Annotated in this window: 11 protein-coding genes; 5 read left to right on the top strand and 6 right to left on the bottom strand. The window is 55.2% G+C overall.

What is annotated here, in order from left to right; translation table 11 throughout:
* Nucleotides 1-33: 33 nt before the first annotated feature.
* Genes ACK4HN_RS09400 through pipX form a run of 4 tightly spaced genes read right to left on the bottom strand, consistent with a single transcriptional unit; the run spans nt 34 to nt 2392 of the window.
* The gene (locus ACK4HN_RS09400; protein WP_409877563.1) at nt 34-1359 is read right to left on the bottom strand and encodes a permease; all 1326 of its coding nucleotides are present in this window, start codon (nt 1357-1359) and stop codon (nt 34-36) included.
* 20 nt (nt 1360-1379) lie between these two features.
* Nucleotides 1380-1622 (bottom strand): thioredoxin family protein, encoded by a 243-nt coding sequence (locus ACK4HN_RS09395; RefSeq protein ID WP_409869362.1) that lies wholly within the window; start codon nt 1620-1622, stop codon nt 1380-1382.
* Nucleotides 1623-1682: 60 nt separating this feature from the next.
* Nucleotides 1683-2105 carry a heavy metal-responsive transcriptional regulator gene (locus ACK4HN_RS09390; RefSeq protein WP_409869361.1) on the bottom strand — a complete coding sequence of 141 codons (423 nt, stop codon included), beginning with the start codon at nt 2103-2105 and terminating at the stop codon, nt 1683-1685.
* Nucleotides 2106-2122: 17 nt separating this feature from the next.
* Nucleotides 2123-2392, bottom strand: a complete 270-nt coding sequence (pipX, locus tag ACK4HN_RS09385) for a transcriptional coactivator PipX (protein ID WP_409869360.1) — start codon at nt 2390-2392, stop codon at nt 2123-2125.
* Nucleotides 2393-2783: 391 nt separating this feature from the next.
* Between pipX and trmD the strand changes: the two genes are divergently transcribed.
* The 3 genes from trmD to ACK4HN_RS09370 all read left to right on the top strand — a co-directional run bounded on the left by trmD (nt 2784) and on the right by ACK4HN_RS09370 (nt 10586).
* Nucleotides 2784-3518 (top strand): tRNA (guanosine(37)-N1)-methyltransferase TrmD, encoded by a 735-nt coding sequence (gene trmD, locus ACK4HN_RS09380; RefSeq protein WP_409869359.1) that lies wholly within the window; start codon nt 2784-2786, stop codon nt 3516-3518.
* A gap of 147 nt (nt 3519-3665) precedes the next feature.
* Complete coding sequence (locus ACK4HN_RS09375) at nt 3666-7487, top strand: EAL domain-containing protein (RefSeq protein ID WP_409877562.1); 3822 nt, start codon at nt 3666-3668, stop codon at nt 7485-7487.
* A 102-nt stretch (nt 7488-7589) separates the two neighbouring features.
* On the top strand, nt 7590-10586 hold the full coding sequence (locus ACK4HN_RS09370) for a DEAD/DEAH box helicase (RefSeq protein WP_409869814.1): 2997 nt from the start codon (nt 7590-7592) through the stop codon (nt 10584-10586).
* Here ACK4HN_RS09370 and ACK4HN_RS09365 read toward each other — a convergent pair.
* The gene (locus ACK4HN_RS09365) at nt 10583-11365 is read right to left on the bottom strand and encodes a YaaW family protein (protein ID WP_409869816.1); all 783 of its coding nucleotides are present in this window, start codon (nt 11363-11365) and stop codon (nt 10583-10585) included. The two genes, ACK4HN_RS09370 and ACK4HN_RS09365, sit on opposite strands and share 4 nt — an antisense overlap.
* A 182-nt stretch (nt 11366-11547) precedes the next feature.
* On the opposite strand from ACK4HN_RS09365, the gene ccsB reads away from it, so the two are divergent.
* Nucleotides 11548-12507 carry a c-type cytochrome biogenesis protein CcsB gene (gene ccsB / locus ACK4HN_RS09360; protein WP_409869817.1) on the top strand — a complete coding sequence of 320 codons (960 nt, stop codon included), beginning with the start codon at nt 11548-11550 and terminating at the stop codon, nt 12505-12507.
* A gap of 13 nt (nt 12508-12520) precedes the next feature.
* Complete coding sequence (tilS, locus tag ACK4HN_RS09355) at nt 12521-13483, top strand: tRNA lysidine(34) synthetase TilS (protein WP_409869837.1); 963 nt, start codon at nt 12521-12523, stop codon at nt 13481-13483.
* Here the strand turns inward: tilS and ACK4HN_RS09350 are convergent.
* Entirely contained in the window at nt 13476-15905 is a 2430-nt protein-coding gene (locus ACK4HN_RS09350) for a DNA topoisomerase (ATP-hydrolyzing) subunit A (protein ID WP_409877560.1), read from the bottom strand. The two genes, tilS and ACK4HN_RS09350, sit on opposite strands and share 8 nt — an antisense overlap.
* Nucleotides 15906-16153: the final 248 nt, after the last annotated feature.

Below are 16153 nucleotides of genomic sequence, written 5' to 3'. Positions count from 1 at the left end.
CCCAAAACCTAGCCTCAGTCTAGCGAATCCGCGTCAGCCCCAAAAGTAGCCGTAGCCAAAGCCGCACAGGGTTGCCATGAGCACAACCAATACCACATAGGCCACTGTTTTACGCCAGCCAATGATTTGGCGGATGACCAGCATATTGGGCAAAGATAGGGCTGGCCCAGCGAGGAGGAGCGCAAGGGCAGGTCCTTGCCCCATCCCGTTGGCGAGTAGGCCTTGCAGGATCGGAACTTCTGTGAGGGTGGCAAAGTACATGAACGCGCCGGCGATCGCCGCCACAAAATTTGCTCCTATGGTGTTACCGCCGACTGCTTGGGTAATCCATTGACTGGGAATGAGCGCTTCACTCCCCGGTCGTCCCAGTAGGGCACCCGCAATGAGCACCCCAACCAACAGGAGCGGTAAAATTTGCTGGGCATACTCCCAGCTGGATTCAAACCAAGCTTTGGCCTCACCCCGCGCGGTACTGGTCAGCCAGCCCAAACCTACAATGGCAGCCCCAAAGGGAAGCAGTGGTTGGGAGCCAAATCGCCAGGCAAGGACGGCAGTAACACCGATGACCAGCAATACTTTGGAGAGGTTGAGTTGATACCAAAACACCAACAGGCTTGCCAGAATGAGACCCAAGCCTCCGGTGATCCACCACTTCCCTTGGGCGATCGCCTGCCAGAGGGGAGCCTCGGTGGTAGCTTGCGCCCAGTTGGCAAAAACCAAAATGCCCACTAACACGGCAAAGAAGATCACCTGCTGCCCCAAGGAGCGTGGGGAGTCATCGCTTGGGGGTGAGGGAGGGGAAACCGCAGGTGCGGCGGTGGGGCCAGGAAAGAGAGCTTGCATAACCAGCCCAATCACCACACTAAAGAGAATCGCCCCGATCGCCCGCGCCACGCCCAAGGATAGCCCCAATACTCTTGCAGTGAGAATAATGGCCAGCACATTAATGGCTGGCCCAGAGTAGAGAAAGGCGATCGCTGGCCCCAATCCCGCGCCGCGCCGATAGATACTGGCAAAGAGGGGCAAAACCGTGCAGGAGCACACCGCTAGAATGGTGCCTGAAACTGCTGCCACGCCATAGGCCAAGGCCTTAGGGGCTTCTGCTCCTAGATACTTCATCACAGCCTCTTGGCTGAGAAAGACGGCGATCGCCCCCGCAATAAAAAAGGCGGGCACTAGGCAGAGAATGACATGCTCTTGGGCATACCAGCGCACCAGATAGAGGGCATTCCAAAAAGCAGCATGCAGGCGCGGCCACTGCTGCAACTGCTCCACGGGTAAATAGAAGCACAACAGGAAGACAGCAAGGATGGCAACGAGGGATTTCCACTGTCCCTGCCAAAAGGTACGACCCTGCATGGCTCTCTCCTTGGGGAATCTCAGCGGGGGAGTAACGCGGCAATTTCCGCCGCACTCAGAACCTTACCTTGGGAGACCACTTGACCATTGATCCGCAAGGCGGGGGTGCGCATCACGCCACAGTCGGCGATCGCCAAGGGATCGGTAATATGATTCACCTCCGCGGTCAAGTTTAACTGGGCAAGGGCAGCTCGGGCATTTGCTTCCAATTCGTGGCACTTTTTACAGCCTGTCCCCAGAACCTCAATTGTGAGTTGACTCATACGGGTTTTCCTCAAGCAGTTTTTCTACCCCTAGGCTAAACCCTATACCTCACTACAGGGTCAAGAGGCTGCTGCTGACTCCTCCAATAGGGTACAGGCTTGATCCATCGTCACGCTGCCAAGGCGGCTGTGGCATTCCTGCAGAAGGCTCTCCAATTCCTGCTTGAGTGCCTGTAACTCCAGCATCTGAACTTCAATGGCAGCAATTTTCTGTTGGAGTTGCTCATACACTGCCCAACAGGTGAGGGTGCGCTGCTCTCGTAGTTCCAGCAGTTGGCGAATCTCCTTGAGGCGAAATCCCAGCGCCTTTGCGCGTTGAATAAATTGCAAGCGCTCGATATCCACCTCGGTAAATTGGCGATAGCCCGCTGGAGTGCGCTGCGGCGTCGGCAATAAACCAATGCGCTCGTAGTAGTACAGTGTTTGCGGATGAATTTGCAACTGCTCAGCCACGTCTTTAATTTGCCATGTCTTGGTTTTCATGGCGGAAGTCTGCTCTCCTACAGAAAAGCTTGGCGATGAATCGCCTGTAGCGCTTGGTATTCAGCCATTTTGCCAAGGCGACGGAGCGATCGCAACCGCTGTTCAATGAGCATCCGCGCCTCTGTCCGACTGATAGACTCAAAGCTCATCCCCCCGGCTTTTTGGCTGACAATAAAAAACAGCCGCTGTGCATACAAGGTGGTAAATAGTTGCCGATGCTCATCTAGCGGGCAGACCCCGTAGAGTAAGCCAAAGGTGGGGTGATTGAGATACTGCTCAGCGGTCATGGCGGGCTTCAGGAATAGAGAGAATCTACCTCGCAAAGGTTGTAACAGATCAACACGGCAAGGATGGGCTGTGGGGGGCAAAGACAGCAGAAAGCCGCAGAAAGCGCCTAAAATCAGTAAAACATTTAACTGCAAACTTTTCAGCTAATACCATTTCTTTGTAAGATTGCACTAAACAAATAAGCCACAGGCAAGCAGCTCCCCTATCCGAAAACTGATGTTCCTTCCCTAGGAGACCCGCATGGCTTGCCCACTTCTCCTCGTCGCAGCCCGCCTCATTCCTTGGTTGGGGCGATCGCTAGCCATAAATGGCTGCTGTCGATAAAATTCCTCGTATCGGCCAATTGTGTGCCCTTGCCTACTACGGTTCTCTGCCTTGCCGCTGTCGGTGATGCGTTTTGACATTATTACCCTCTTTCCCGAATTTTTTGCCTCACCCCTCAGCACTGGGCTAATGGCTAAAGCCTTGGCGCGGGGGATTGCCGAGGTGGTGTTCACCAACCCACGGGATTTTAGTACCGACAAACACCATCGCGTTGATGATGAACCCTATGGTGGGGGGGTGGGGATGGTGATGAAGCCTGAACCTCTCTTTGCGGCGGTAGAATCGCTACCTGCTTTACCACGGCGGGAAATTCTCTATGTCACCCCTCAAGGAGAACCCCTTCAACAAGCTCATCTTTGGCATTGGGCACGGGAATTGGATCAATTGGTGATTCTCTGTGGCCACTACGAAGGGGTGGATGAACGAGTGGTGGAGCATTTAGTGACCCAAGAGATTTCCATTGGTGATTTTGTCCTCACCTGTGGCGAGATTCCAGCCCTGGTGATCCTCAATGGCGTGCTGCGCTTACTCCCCGGTACTGTAGGCAAGGAGGCCTCATTACATCACGACAGCTTTGAAGAGGGCCTGCTGGACTATCCCCACTACACGCGCCCGCCGCAGTTTCGGGGCTGGACTGTACCGCCGGTCTTGCTCTCTGGCCATCATGAGAAAATTGCTGCGTGGCGGCGATCGCAACAGATTGAGCGCACTCGTCAACGCCGACCAGACTTATATGCTAAATGGCTGGCTGCGCAGGTGCCTGCGGCATCTATTGAGGAACCGTGCAAAACCGAAAGCTAAAGTTAAACTAAAACTATGAAAATGAGTTATTAGGGTAACTTTTGGAAATAGTAGCAACTGCTAGAGTTTTTTTATGGTTATTCTTTCACTGGGTCTTTTGTAATGTTCGAGAGCGGCCTGTTCCCTCAAATAGCAGCAGAGAGCACCTTGATTCACGTTTTGCGGGAGCTTAGCGCCGAGGAGATTGAGCATTGTTTAGCCACTATTTTTGATGCTTTACCTGTAGGCATTTGCCTTTATAATCCTGGGGGTCAATTGGTTTATACCAATCCACGGGGACGCAAACTGCTGGGTATTCCTGACCCACACTATCCCTGCGACGCAATTCAGGCCAGTCTGAAATTCTACTATTGCGATAGCGATCGCCCCTATCTCAAGGAAGAGCTGCCCCCGCTTTTGGCCTTGCAGGGGGTTTGTGTCGGGCCAGTGGAATTGGATGTGCAGCGGGCATCGAGTCGCATCAGTCTGGAAGTCTATGGCATTCCCCTTTTAACTCGCCAAGGGGAGGTAGCGGGTAGCCTTGCTGCCTACTTTGACATCAGCGATCGCAAGCAGCAGGAAATTGAGCAGCGCATTCTGGCCAACCATTTCCAAACCCAAGCCAATCGCTACCGCGAGATGCTTCAAACCCAGACCGATTTCGTGGTGCGCTCGACCCCTGCAACCACCATCACCTTTGCCAATCAGGCCTTTTGCCGAGCCGTCGGGCGATCCCCCCAAGAAGTCATTGGCCGGCAGTGGGCGGAATTGGTCTGTGCCTCAGAGTTAACACCGCTTCTTGAAGCCTTGGCTGCCCTCACCCCCGCAGCTCCAACCTTTACGGCGGAAACCCGTCTCCAGACCGCTCAAGGCGCAGTGATCTGGACGCAGTGGGTGAGTCTTGGCGTCTTCGATTCCGAAGGGCAACTGCAGGAAATCCAGTCGGTCGGTCGCGATATTACCGCCCTCAAGGAGCAGCTCTGGCGGGAGCAAACCCTGAACCGCATTAGCCAAGCTATCCGCAACTCCTTGGATTTGGAGACGATTTTTCGCACGGCCGTCCGTGAGGTTGCCCAGATGGGCTTGGGACTCGATGCCTGTGTGGTGCAGTATTTGCCCGAAGCTCAAGTTTGGCGGCACATTGCCGAGTACTACCATGACCCAGACTTTACCTCCTTGGTGGGCTTTGAAATCCCCGATGCTGACAACCCCTTTGCCGATCGCCTGAAGCGGGGGGAGGTGGTGGCGATCGCCGATACCCAGGCAATTACGGATCCGCTGAATCAAACCATTGCCCAGACCTTTCCAGGGGCGTGGCTCCTCACCCCTTTACGAGTCAATGATCAGTTGTGGGGAAGCCTGACGGTTTTTACCCTGAAGCGCCCTCACCCTTGGTCAGCAGCAGAGATTTCCCTTGTGCGTGCTGTGGCCACCCAACTAGAAGTGGCCATCCATCAAGCCACCTTGCACCAACAATTGCAGCAGGAGCTAGAGCAGCGCCGCCAAGCCGAAGCAGCCCTCTGCCGCAGTGAAGAACGCCTTCGCCGCACAGCCATGAATCTGCCGGGGGCACTCTTTCGCTATCTGCAACGGGCTGATGGTCAGATTCAAGTGTTTTACCTTAACCCCCTTTGCGAAAAGATTTGGGGTGTTTCAGCCGAGGCTGCCGCCGCCGATGGCAAAGTCCTCTGGGCATTGGTGCATCCCGAAGATTACACCGCCACTTGGGAGTCGGTGCGCCGCTCAGCAGAAGCCCTTACCCCCTGGCAGTGGCAGTTTCGCATTTTGCGTCCCGACGGGGAGGTGCGCTGGCTAGAGGGGGCAGGGCAGCCAGAAGCCCTTGAGGATGGCGGTATCCTGTGGCACACCCTGGTCTTGGATGTCACAGAGCAGCGGCAAGTCCGCGAGCGCTTAAGGGAGCAACAGGCGCAGCTAGAAATGGCGATGGCCACTGCCGGCATTGGCTTTTACTCCTTTGATTGGGAAACCGAAATCTTTTGGGTTTCTGACAGCTACAAGCAGCAACTGGGGGAGCCACCCACGGCAGTCTTTACCCTAGAGGATTGGCGCAACCGCCTTCACCCCGAGGATCGGGAATCGGCATTGCAGTTTTTCCGCACTTTCCTTAGGAGCACTGATTCCCAGACTCTTGAATTTCGCCTGCGGCATCGTGACGGTTTCTATCGCTGGTTTTATGCCAGGACGACGTTTCTCTATGGTGAGAATGGACAGGAGAATAAGAATCACCACCCCTGCAAGGTGATCGGCACACAAATTGATATTACCGAGCGCAAAAATGCTGAAATTGCCCTCAAAGAAAGCGAACAACGCTATCGGCTACTGGCGGAAAACACCAGTGATATTATCTGCCTGCTGGATCCCCAAGGGCAGTGCAAGTACGTGAGTCCTTCCTGTGAAATGCTACTGGGGATTGCTCCCCAGGCAATGATTGACCGGGCGTTTGCAGAATTTTGTCCGCCTCAGGAGCGCTCCCGCGTCAGGCAAGAGTTACAGCAGATGGTGCAGCAGCAGCGCTTTTGGCCTCTGACCCATCGAGTGGCCAGTGCCAGCGGCACGCTCCACTGGTTTGAAACCCTAATTAAGCCCCAATACACTCCCGATGGTCAATTACAGCATCTGCAAGCGGCCTCTCGCGATGTCACCCCTTGGGTGCAGGCGCAGAAACAATTGAAGCACCAAGCCTACCATGACCCCCTGACTGGTTTGCCAAATCGCTTTTATCTTGATCAGGAACTCACTCAGGCCATTGCCCAAGCGCAACGCCAGTCCGATTTTCATTACGCGCTTCTCTTTTTGGATTTGAATCGCTTTAAGCTGGTCAACGATAGCCTCAGCCATCAGGTGGGCGATCGCCTGCTCGTTAGTTTTGCGCAGCGCCTCCGTCAATGGATTAACCCGCGGTACCTCGTGACTCGCTTTGGCGGCGATGAATTTGCCATCTTGGCCACTGGTCTGAGAAATCGCGAAGAAGCCATTGCCATTGCTGAAGACCTATTGCAGCAGCTCAAGCATCCCTTGGACGTTGATGAACTGCAACTCTACGTGAATGTGAGTATCGGCATTGTCTTTGCGCAGCGCGAGTACGACCAGAGCTTTCAGGTGATCCGCGATGCCGATATTGCTATGTATCGTGCCAAAGCAGAGCGTCAGGGTGGCTATGCCCTGTTTGATATTCAGATGCAGACCACCATCTGGCAAACCCTGCGTCTAGAGCATGATCTGCGCTGCGCCATTAACAACAATGACCTACAAATGGTCTATCAGCCCTTCTTTGAGTTGAAAAAGCAGCAGTTGGCCGGCCTAGAGGCCTTGGTGCGCTGGCGACATTCCAGTGGGGAGGTCATTTCCCCGGCCCAGTTTGTGCAGATAGCGGAGGATACAGAGTTAATCGGTGCTCTGGATCAGTGGGTGCTAGAGCAGGCCTGCCGCCAGTTTAAGGCGTGGCAAGAGCGCTTTCCCCAAGCGGCCAAGCTCATGCTGAGTGTCAATCTCTCGGCAAAAACCTTGAAACATCCGCACTTTTTCCGGCAGTTGGATGCCCTGCGCCAAACCTACCCCCTTGCCAAGGGACAGTTGATTTTGGAGTTAACGGAACGCATGGCGCTGGACTTGGGAGAAGAAATGCTAGGCCTATTGACGGCTTTGGGCGATCGCGACATTGAAATTAGCATCGATGATTTTGGCACCGGCTATTCCTGTTTGAGTTATTTGCACCGCCTGCCAATTCATCACTTGAAGGTGGATCGCTCATTTGTGCGGGAATTGGACAAGCCGGAAAACTACCGCATTGTGGAGATGATTATTTTGCTGGCTCACCACCTTGGATTTGGAACCATTGCCGAGGGCATCGAGACCCCCAAACAATTAAAACAGTTGAAGAAATTGGGCTGTTGCTATGGTCAAGGCTATTTGTTAGCTCGACCCATGCCCCCGCAGGAGGTTGAATCGTTCCTGAAACATTTACATTAAATCTACGTGCCCTCTAGATTACTCCCCGCTGCGGTGAAGACCTTCCCTTAGACTGAACGCAGGACATACGTGACACCTAAGTGAATATCTTGAAAGTAGCCTATGGCAATCCTGCACGGGACATGGCTGGCAGCGCCAACCCCACAATTCTTTTTATGGGCAGAAGAATGGCGATCGCTGGCTCAGGCAACCACGCCTTGGGCATCAACGACGGTGCCTGTCTATCCCTATGCGGCTCCCCTGAAGCTGTCCCTTGCCAAGGCGAGTCCTAGTTTTACGTATGCGGCTTTACCCGCCCAAGTGCAGGGCAATGACCTTGTGCCATCCCCCTTAGCAGAAGCCAACGGCGAACCGCTGTTTCTCTGGGAGGTGCCGGGCTGGTCAATTCCTGCCTCAGCGGTTTTAGAGCAACTGCATCAACTGAGTCTTCACGGCCAAGCCAGTGGCGGCATTGGCGATGACTTGCGCTATTGGTTTCACGTAAGTCGCTGGTTGCTGGATTTAATTGTGCGCGGTCAATATCTGCCGACGGCTGAGGGCTGGCGGATTCTCCTTACCCACAGGGGCGATCGCGATCGCTTTCGCCAATTTAGCCAACTGATGCCGCATCTGTGCCGCTGTTATCAAGAAGATGCCACGGCTCTGCGATTTCCCCCCCATGCCACAGACCTATTAGCGGATTTTCTCCACCACACCTTGCAGGGCTATCTCCACACTGCCCTTGCTTCCCTAGACTTACCCAAAGTCGGCTTGGGCAAGGAGCACAGTCACTGGCTGACTTTCCTAAAAACAGGGCAAGGGACGGAGCTGCCGCCTTCTTTTGTAGAACGGCTCCAACGTTGGCAAGAACCCTACCGCGAGCAGTTGGATCTGCGTCCCCAATGGCGGCTGGCGCTGCAACTGGTGCCCCCGGAAACTGCTGAGGGTGACTGGCGCTTGGCCTTTGGCTTACAAACTGAGGGCGAAACGGACACAATGCTGGCAGCGGCGGAGATTTGGCAATGCACCCAAGAGTCCCTGCTCTATCAAGGACAAGTGCTCTGGCAGCCCCAAGAGACCCTACTGCGGGGACTCGGTTTGGCTTCACGGATTTATCGCCCCCTGGATCGCGCTCTCCAGGAACCCTCCCCTGTGGATCTGACGCTGCAAACAACGGAAGTTTATGCCTTCTTGCAAAGTGCCATTCCCCCCCTTGAGCAGCAGGGGGTTGCGATTATTTTGCCCCCCAGTTTACGCCGCAATAGCTCCCAGCATCGCTTGGGTCTAAAGATGATTGCTACATTGCCGCCTACGGCCACCAGCGGCTTGAGTATGGAGAGCCTGTTGCAGTTTCGGTGGCAATTACAGTTGGGGCAGCATCTCCTCTCGGAAGCGGATTTTGAGCAACTGCGCCGCCAAGAGACTCCCCTTGTTTACCTCAATGGTGAGTGGGTGCTGCTGCGTCCCCAAGAGGTCAAAGCGGCTCAAGAATTTCTGCAATCTCCCCAAAAGACCCAACTCTCCCTTGCCGATACGCTGCGCATTGCGACGGGGGATACGGTGACGGTGGCCAAGTTACCCATTCTTGGCTTAGACGCCAATGATGCCCTTCAGGCACTACTCGATGGCCTCACGGGTAAACAAACCCTTGATCCAGTGCCGACACCGCAGGAATTTTGTGGTGAACTGCGTCCCTACCAAGCACGGGGGGTGGCGTGGTTGAGTTTTTTGGAACGCTGGCGGCTGGGGGCTTGCTTGGCGGATGATATGGGCTTAGGCAAAACCATTCAACTGTTGGCCTTTTTGCTCCACCTCAAGGAAGCAGGACGTGCCTACCGACCCACACTCTTGATCTGTCCCACTTCGGTACTGGGGAACTGGCTACGGGAGTGTCAAAAATTTGCGCCGACATTGCGCCCCTACATCCACCACGGCAGCGATCGCCCCAAGGGCAAGGCGTTTGTGAACAAAGTCGAAGCTCACGATTTGATTCTCACCAGTTATGCCCTCCTGCAGCGCGATCGCGCCACCCTTCAACAGGTGTCATGGCAGCATCTAGTCCTCGATGAAGCCCAAAACATCAAAAATGCCAACACCCAGCAGTCCCAAGCCGCCCGAGACCTTGCCGCCCAGTTTCGCATTGCCCTGACGGGAACCCCCCTCGAAAATCGTCTTCTTGAACTCTGGTCGATTATGGAGTTTCTACATCCGGGGTACTTGGGCAATCGCACCTACTTTCAGCACCGCTATGTGCGCCCGATTGAACGCTATGGCGATACCACCTCCCTCAACGCCCTGCGCACCTCTGTGCAGCCTTTTATTCTGCGTCGCCTGAAAACCGACCGCAGCATTCTCCAAGACTTGCCCGAAAAACAGGAGATGCTGGTCTATTGCGGACTTACCCTAGAGCAGATGCAGCTTTATAGTGCGGTGGTGGAAGAGTCCCTTACTGCCATTGAAAACAGTGAAGGCATCCAGCGGCGCGGCAATATCTTGGCCACTCTCACCAAGCTGAAGCAAATCTGTAACCATCCGGCGCAATATCTCAAGCAGGAAGACTATGCCCCCGATCGCTCGGGTAAATTGCAACGCCTAATAGAAATGCTGCAGGAGCTTCAGGAAGTGGGCGATCGCGCCCTTGTTTTTACCCAATTTGCCGAGTTTGGCCAGCACCTGAAAACCTATCTAGAGCAGGCGCTACAGCAGGAGGTCTTTTTCCTGTCGGGACGCACCCCCAAGGCCCAGCGGGAACTGATGGTGGAACGTTTTCAGCACGATCCGGAGGCACCCACAGTCTTTATTCTTTCCCTCAAAGCCGGGGGTGTCGGTTTGAACTTGACCCGTGCCAATCATGTCTTCCACTACGATCGCTGGTGGAACCCCGCGGTGGAAAATCAGGCCAGCGATCGCGCCTTTCGCATTGGCCAAACGCGCAATGTGCAAATCCATAAATTTGTCTGCACGGGCACCCTCGAAGAGAAGATCCACGAGCAGATCGAGCAAAAGAAAGCCCTCGCGGAAATGATTGTTGGTAGTGGCGAGCACTGGCTGACCGAACTCAACCTCGACCAACTGCGGCAACTACTCACGTTGGATAAAGAGCGAGTAATGACACTCTAGGCCATTGCCCACTCAGAGGCCTGCTCACCCCGCAAAAGACGAATTTGGGCGATCGCAAAAATGGTGGGAATAATGCGTGCATAGTTCGTGGAAATAGCCCGCCAACCCAAGTCGGCAATAAACCACACCCATAGGGCAGTACTCGCAAAGGCCAAGACACTGCGCCCCACAGCAAATTTGGCTGCTCCCATCGCTGCTCCGCGTGAGATTAAGGGGGTAATGGAGAGTTTGTAGCCCGCGAAATGAACCGCAAATTGCCGCGCCACCTGCTGTACGACCATTGAGCGGACAACGGAGCTGATGGCGATCGCCGCACCTCCCTCCAGAATCAAGCGCACGGTTTCCATCGAAATGGGGTGGCCGTTGCGCAGTTGGGGCAAGCTATCTTGAATTTGGGCGGCCAAGACCTTGCGATCGTCATCCCCCAGCTTTTTCCACATCCGCTGCAAGACATTCAGGAAGATTTCCATTTCCAGTTCGGGCACACTCCAACTGGGGGAAAACTTGATATTTAAATAGCGACAGACGCGCATCAGGGTTTGCCGATAGCTCACCTGTTGGGCTTTACCCGTGAGAACAGTGAGGCCATCCGCTGCCAAAAAGCGAAACCGCTCCTCAATGTCATCTAGCCATGCTTGGCGATCCTGAGCTTGGACGGCAATGGGATCCGGCGTTGTTAGATAGTCCAAGGGATTGAGCCGACGACGAAACAGAATTTCTGTTAAATCTTGCAACTCCTCCTCTGTTGCCAATTCCAGCGCAGCCCGTAGCTCGTTCATGGGGTTCTCGCTCCAGCAGCAGCACAATAGAACATGATGATTCTTCACCCCTGATTATAGGGATTCAGGCTGAAATTGTGGTACGGCTCTTTATTAAGCCCAGAATAGGCTCCCCTATCCCATAAAAGCGTGGTTCGGACAGTACAATACGAAAGAGTAGCAGGCTGGCAAGGCGAAAACCTATGGATTTATTGACCCTAGAAGGTTGGCTGGATAATACTACCTTTGCGGTGCTTTTTATCACCATGTTGCTCTACTGGTGTGGGGCAGCGTTTCCCCAATGGCCTGTTCTCACGGCGGCGGGTCGCACTGGCATGGCGATCGCCAACCTCTGTATTACTGGCCTGCTGACGGCGCGCTGGATCGAGGGGGGCTACTTTCCCATTAGCAACCTCTATGAATCCCTCTTTTTCCTGTGCTGGGGCTTGACAGCGATGCACCTTGTTGCCGAGTCCCTCAGTGGTCAGCGCTTGGTGGGGGTGGTCACTGCCCCCGTGGCCATGGGAATTACCGCCTTTGCCGCCCTCTGCCTCCCCCCAGAAATGCAACAGTCAGCGCCTCTGGTGCCTGCCCTGAAGTCCAATTGGTTAATGATGCACGTCAGTGTGATGATGCTCAGCTATGCCACCTTGATGGTGGGGTCACTGCTGGCGATCGCCTTCCTAGTGGTGACATGGGGTAAACCCGTCAGCCTCAAGGGGAGTTCTGTGGGCACCGGCAGTTTCCGTCCTCGCACACCAGAACCCTCCTTAGAATCCTCGACCGGGGGCGGTACCACCACGGTACTCACCCAACCCACCCTGCAACTGAGTCTGCAACGCCTAACCGTAGCTGAGACCCTCGATAACTTGAGCTACCGCATGATTGGTTTGGGCTTTCCACTGCTGACAATTGGCATTATCTCTGGTGCTGTGTGGGCAAACGAAGCATGGGGTGCGCCTTGGAGTTGGGATCCCAAGGAAACTTGGGCACTCATTGTCTGGCTGGTGTATGCTGCCTATCTGCATGCCCGCATTACCCGCGATTGGCAGGGACGGAAGCCGGCGATTCTGGCCAGCGTGGGGTTGGGTGTTGTCTGGGTCTGCTACTTGGGGGTGAATTTGCTAGGGAAAGGCCTGCACTCCTACGGTTGGTTTTTCTAGTGAGCGATTGCCCGTGTGGGGCCTCTACCACGCCCGCCTGCATACCACCTTAAAAACCCAACAATGGCTGCCCCAAGGGTCGCGGATTCTCATTGCCCTATCGGGGGGGCAGGATTCGGTTTGCCTAACCCAACTCTTGGTGGATCTGCAGCCCCATTGGCAGTGGCAGTTGGCGGTTATCCATTGTGATCACCGCTGGCGAGAAGATAGCGCTGCCAATGCTGCCTTTGTTCAAGAGCTGACGCACAGATGGCATCTGCCCTGTGAGGTGGTGAGTGCCCCTGAGATCCCCAAAACGGAAGCTGCAGCCCGTTCATGGCGCTACCAAGTCTTTGAGAGGGTGGCCAAGGCCTGCCACTGCACCCATGTGGTGACCGCCCACACCCAGAGCGATCGCGCCGAAAGTCTTCTGCTGCATCTGTTGCGTGGCACTAGCCCCGACGGCCTAGCCACTCTTTTGCCCATGCGCTCCCTAGGATCAGTTCAACTAGTCCGCCCCCTGCTGGGGATGACGCGAGCGGAAACGGCTGCCTTTTGCCAAACCTACGAATTACCCGTCTGGCAGGATGAAACCAACCAGAACTTGGACTATCGCCGCAATCGGCTGCGTTTGGAGTTAATCCCCTATCTGCAACAGCACTTTAATCCAAATGTGGAAGCAGTACTTGCCCAAACCGCTGACTTGCTGGCTAGCGATCGCGCCTATTTCGAGGCTGAGGTGGATCGTCTTGCCCCCACCGTGATGCGCGAGCATCCCCCTGCCTTGGATCGGCTACGCCTACGGGAATTGCCCCTTGCCCTACAACGCCGCTTGATCCAGCGATTTCTGCGTCAGCACCTGAAACGGGGCATTGATTTCAGCCTGATTGAAGCAGTGCGTCTCCTGATCGCGGCAGGCAATGGCAGCCAAACCTCAACACTGCCGGGGAGGTGCCAGCTGCGGGTCTGTGGTCAGTGGCTTGAATGGGTTAGCTAATCGGCACCACCGCCTGCATCTGTTCCCCCGGATCAAGGGGAGCGATCGCCACCCCCACCGCCTCTTTATTGAGGATGGGGATCTCTTCGCCGTTGGTGATCCACGCCCGTTCTTGGGTGGTCACTAGTGCTAAGGGGCTACCGCCACGGCCAATGCCCGCCAAGCGATCTGATCTATGGGGCAGGGGCATCGCCAACTGGCCTAAATGACCGAGGGGTACCACCTCAAGGAGAGAGAGGGGAAGTTGCTTGCCAAGGCCTGAAGCGGTAACCAAGATGATATTCTCTTGGTCTGAGAGGGCGATCACCCCCACCAAGGTTTCTTGCCCACTGAGGCGCACCGCCGCTTGGCCTTGATTTAGCCGTCCCAAAACTGGAATATCAGGGATGAAAAAGTGAAAGAGCCGCCCCCGCGAGGTGGCTAACACCAAATGATCCGCGTCCGCAGGTAGTACCCAACCAAGGGCATCCCTCGCCTTGGGTTTCGTGAGTTGGAGACCGCGCCCGCTCAGGTCTTGGAGGTCTGAGATGGGAATGACCTTTATTCGGCCTTGGCGTGTCAGGAGGATGAGCTTCTCTACTGTGGGTTGACTGGGGAGGACAGTGAGGAGAGTTTCCCCTTGGGCTGACTCCGGCAAGAGGGTCAGTAGGGGTTGAGCGCGATCGCTACGGCTAGTAACAGGTAATCGCTCTACGGGCAGGGGATAGACCTTGCCACTTCCGGTAAACACCCACAGGCGATCCCTAGCCTGTACCGAGAAGGCCAAGGGCAATGGCTCTGACCACGGTAGCCACGTTTGCAATTGGATATTCCCCCGACTGCGCTGGGACAAACAGCGCCCGTAACCACGATGATTCACTTCGACCCAGAGGGGCGTATCGTCACGCGCAGGGGATTCTGGGGGAGTGGAGGGTAGTGGGGGGGCGGCAAGAATTTGGGTGCGGCGGGGATCGGCAAACGCTTTCTTTAACTGGCGCAATTCTTTTTTCAGTGCCTTAAGGCGCTCCGGACGCCGGTCAATCAAGATTGCCAACCGGGCAATTCGCGCTTGTAGCTCCGCCTGTTCCCGTTCCAATGCTTGGCGCTCCTGTTGGGTGAGGCGGCGTAGGGGCATGGCCATCAGGGCACCGGCTTGGCGATCGCTCAAACCTAGGCGTGTCATCAATTCTTGCTGGGCAGTACTGCCATCCACTGCCGATCGCAAAATTTCAATCACCTGATCCACGGCATTGAGGCCGATGAGAAGTCCCGTCACCACCTGCTGGCGGGCTTGAGCCGTTTCGAGATCATGGCGATACTGCCGTAGCAGGGTCTGTTCACGGAACTGGAGAAACTCACTGAGAATTTCTTTGAGGGAGAGCTGGCGGGGTTGATTGCCCACCAGTGCCATGAAGTTAATACCATAGGTGACTTGCAGTGCCGTTAAGCGGTAGAGTTGCTCCAACAGTTGCCCTGCTGAGACATCCCGCTTCAGTTCAATGACCACCCGCAGCCCCTCGCGATCGCTCTCATCCCGCAGATCGGCAATGCCCTCAAGGCGACCTTGATTCACCAAATCTGCCACCTTCTCAATCCATGCCGCCTTATTGACCTGATAGGGTAGCTCCGTCACCACAATTGCTTGGCGGCGGTGACGGCCGCGTCCGGGCTGAATATCCTCAAGGGTGGCTACCCCCCGCAGTGTAATCGTGCCTCGACCCGTAGCGTAGGCGCGCCGCAATTCTGCCCCATCCACAATCACACCCCCCGTGGGAAAGTCAGGTCCCGGCAAGTGGCTGAGCAGTTCCTCTAGGGAAAGATGGGGGCGATCAATGAGCGCAATCAGGGCATCCACCACTTCCCCTAGATTGTGGGGTGGGATATTTGTCGCCATGCCCACGGCAATTCCCGTTGAGCCATTCAACAGCAAAATCGGCAGTTGTGCCGGCAGCACCAATGGCTCCTCTTGGGAACTGTCAAAGTTGGGGACAAAATCCACAATGGCGTCGCTGATATTCTCTAGGAGTGTGCGATGGGCGATCGCTGCCAAGCGCGTTTCGGTATAGCGCATCGCCGCCGGTGGATCATCATCAATGGAGCCAAAATTGCCATGCCCGGCCAAGAGGGGATAGCGACTGCTAAAGGGCTGCACCAAGCGCACCAGTGCTTCATAGACCGCTTGATCCCCGTGGGGGTGATATTTCCCCAGCACATCCCCTACCACCCGTGCACACTTGCGAAAGGGGCGATCGGGCGTCAGCCCCAACTCATACATAGCATAGAGAATCCGCCGATGCACTGGTTTTAGTCCATCCCGCACATCTGGTAGTGCCCGCCCCACAATCACACTCATGGCGTACTCCAGATAGGAGCGTTGCATTTCACTGTGCAGTGGTGTCGGAATGACCTGTCCAGAGGTCAGTAAATCCAGTTGTTTGGGCATGATCACGAACGAGCCAAAGGATCATTCCCCACGATACAAGAGTTTTGCGAATTGTAAAGCAACTTAAGACGCCCTGGGTGTTGCTTCCTCGAGTTTCTCCTAGGTCAGCCGCGCCAGCAGTTTCTTAATCTTAATGAGGATATAGATCACGGGCACGACAAAGAAGCTCAAGACTATGGCGAGTGCTGCTTTAATAGTTAGTTGCTGTGTCTCTAGGGGAATAGAGAATAGCTCCTATTGGCAATCCT

The organism is Thermosynechococcus sp., assembly GCF_046299655.1.
Taxonomy (GTDB): domain Bacteria; phylum Cyanobacteriota; class Cyanobacteriia; order Thermosynechococcales; family Thermosynechococcaceae; genus Thermosynechococcus.
This window is presented reverse-complemented; position numbering and strand designations above follow the sequence as displayed.

Bases quoted from the DNA above. Each gene is read 5' to 3' on its own strand.
- pipX (WP_409869360.1), bottom strand. From the start codon at position 2,392: ATGACCGCTGAGCAGTATCTCAATCACCCCACCTTTGGCTTACTCTAC.
- ACK4HN_RS09390 (WP_409869361.1), bottom strand. From the start codon at position 2,105: ATGAAAACCAAGACATGGCAAATTAAAGACGTGGCTGAGCAGTTGCAA.
- ACK4HN_RS09370 (WP_409869814.1), top strand. From the start codon at position 7,590: ATGGCAATCCTGCACGGGACATGGCTGGCAGCGCCAACCCCACAATTC.
- trmD (WP_409869359.1), top strand. From the start codon at position 2,784: ATGCGTTTTGACATTATTACCCTCTTTCCCGAATTTTTTGCCTCACCC.
- ACK4HN_RS09365 (WP_409869816.1), bottom strand. From the start codon at position 11,365: ATGAACGAGCTACGGGCTGCGCTGGAATTGGCAACAGAGGAGGAGTTG.
- ACK4HN_RS09395 (WP_409869362.1), bottom strand. From the start codon at position 1,622: ATGAGTCAACTCACAATTGAGGTTCTGGGGACAGGCTGTAAAAAGTGC.
- ccsB (WP_409869817.1), top strand. From the start codon at position 11,548: ATGGATTTATTGACCCTAGAAGGTTGGCTGGATAATACTACCTTTGCG.
- ACK4HN_RS09400 (WP_409877563.1), bottom strand. From the start codon at position 1,359: ATGCAGGGTCGTACCTTTTGGCAGGGACAGTGGAAATCCCTCGTTGCC.
- ACK4HN_RS09350 (WP_409877560.1), bottom strand. From the start codon at position 15,905: ATGCCCAAACAACTGGATTTACTGACCTCTGGACAGGTCATTCCGACA.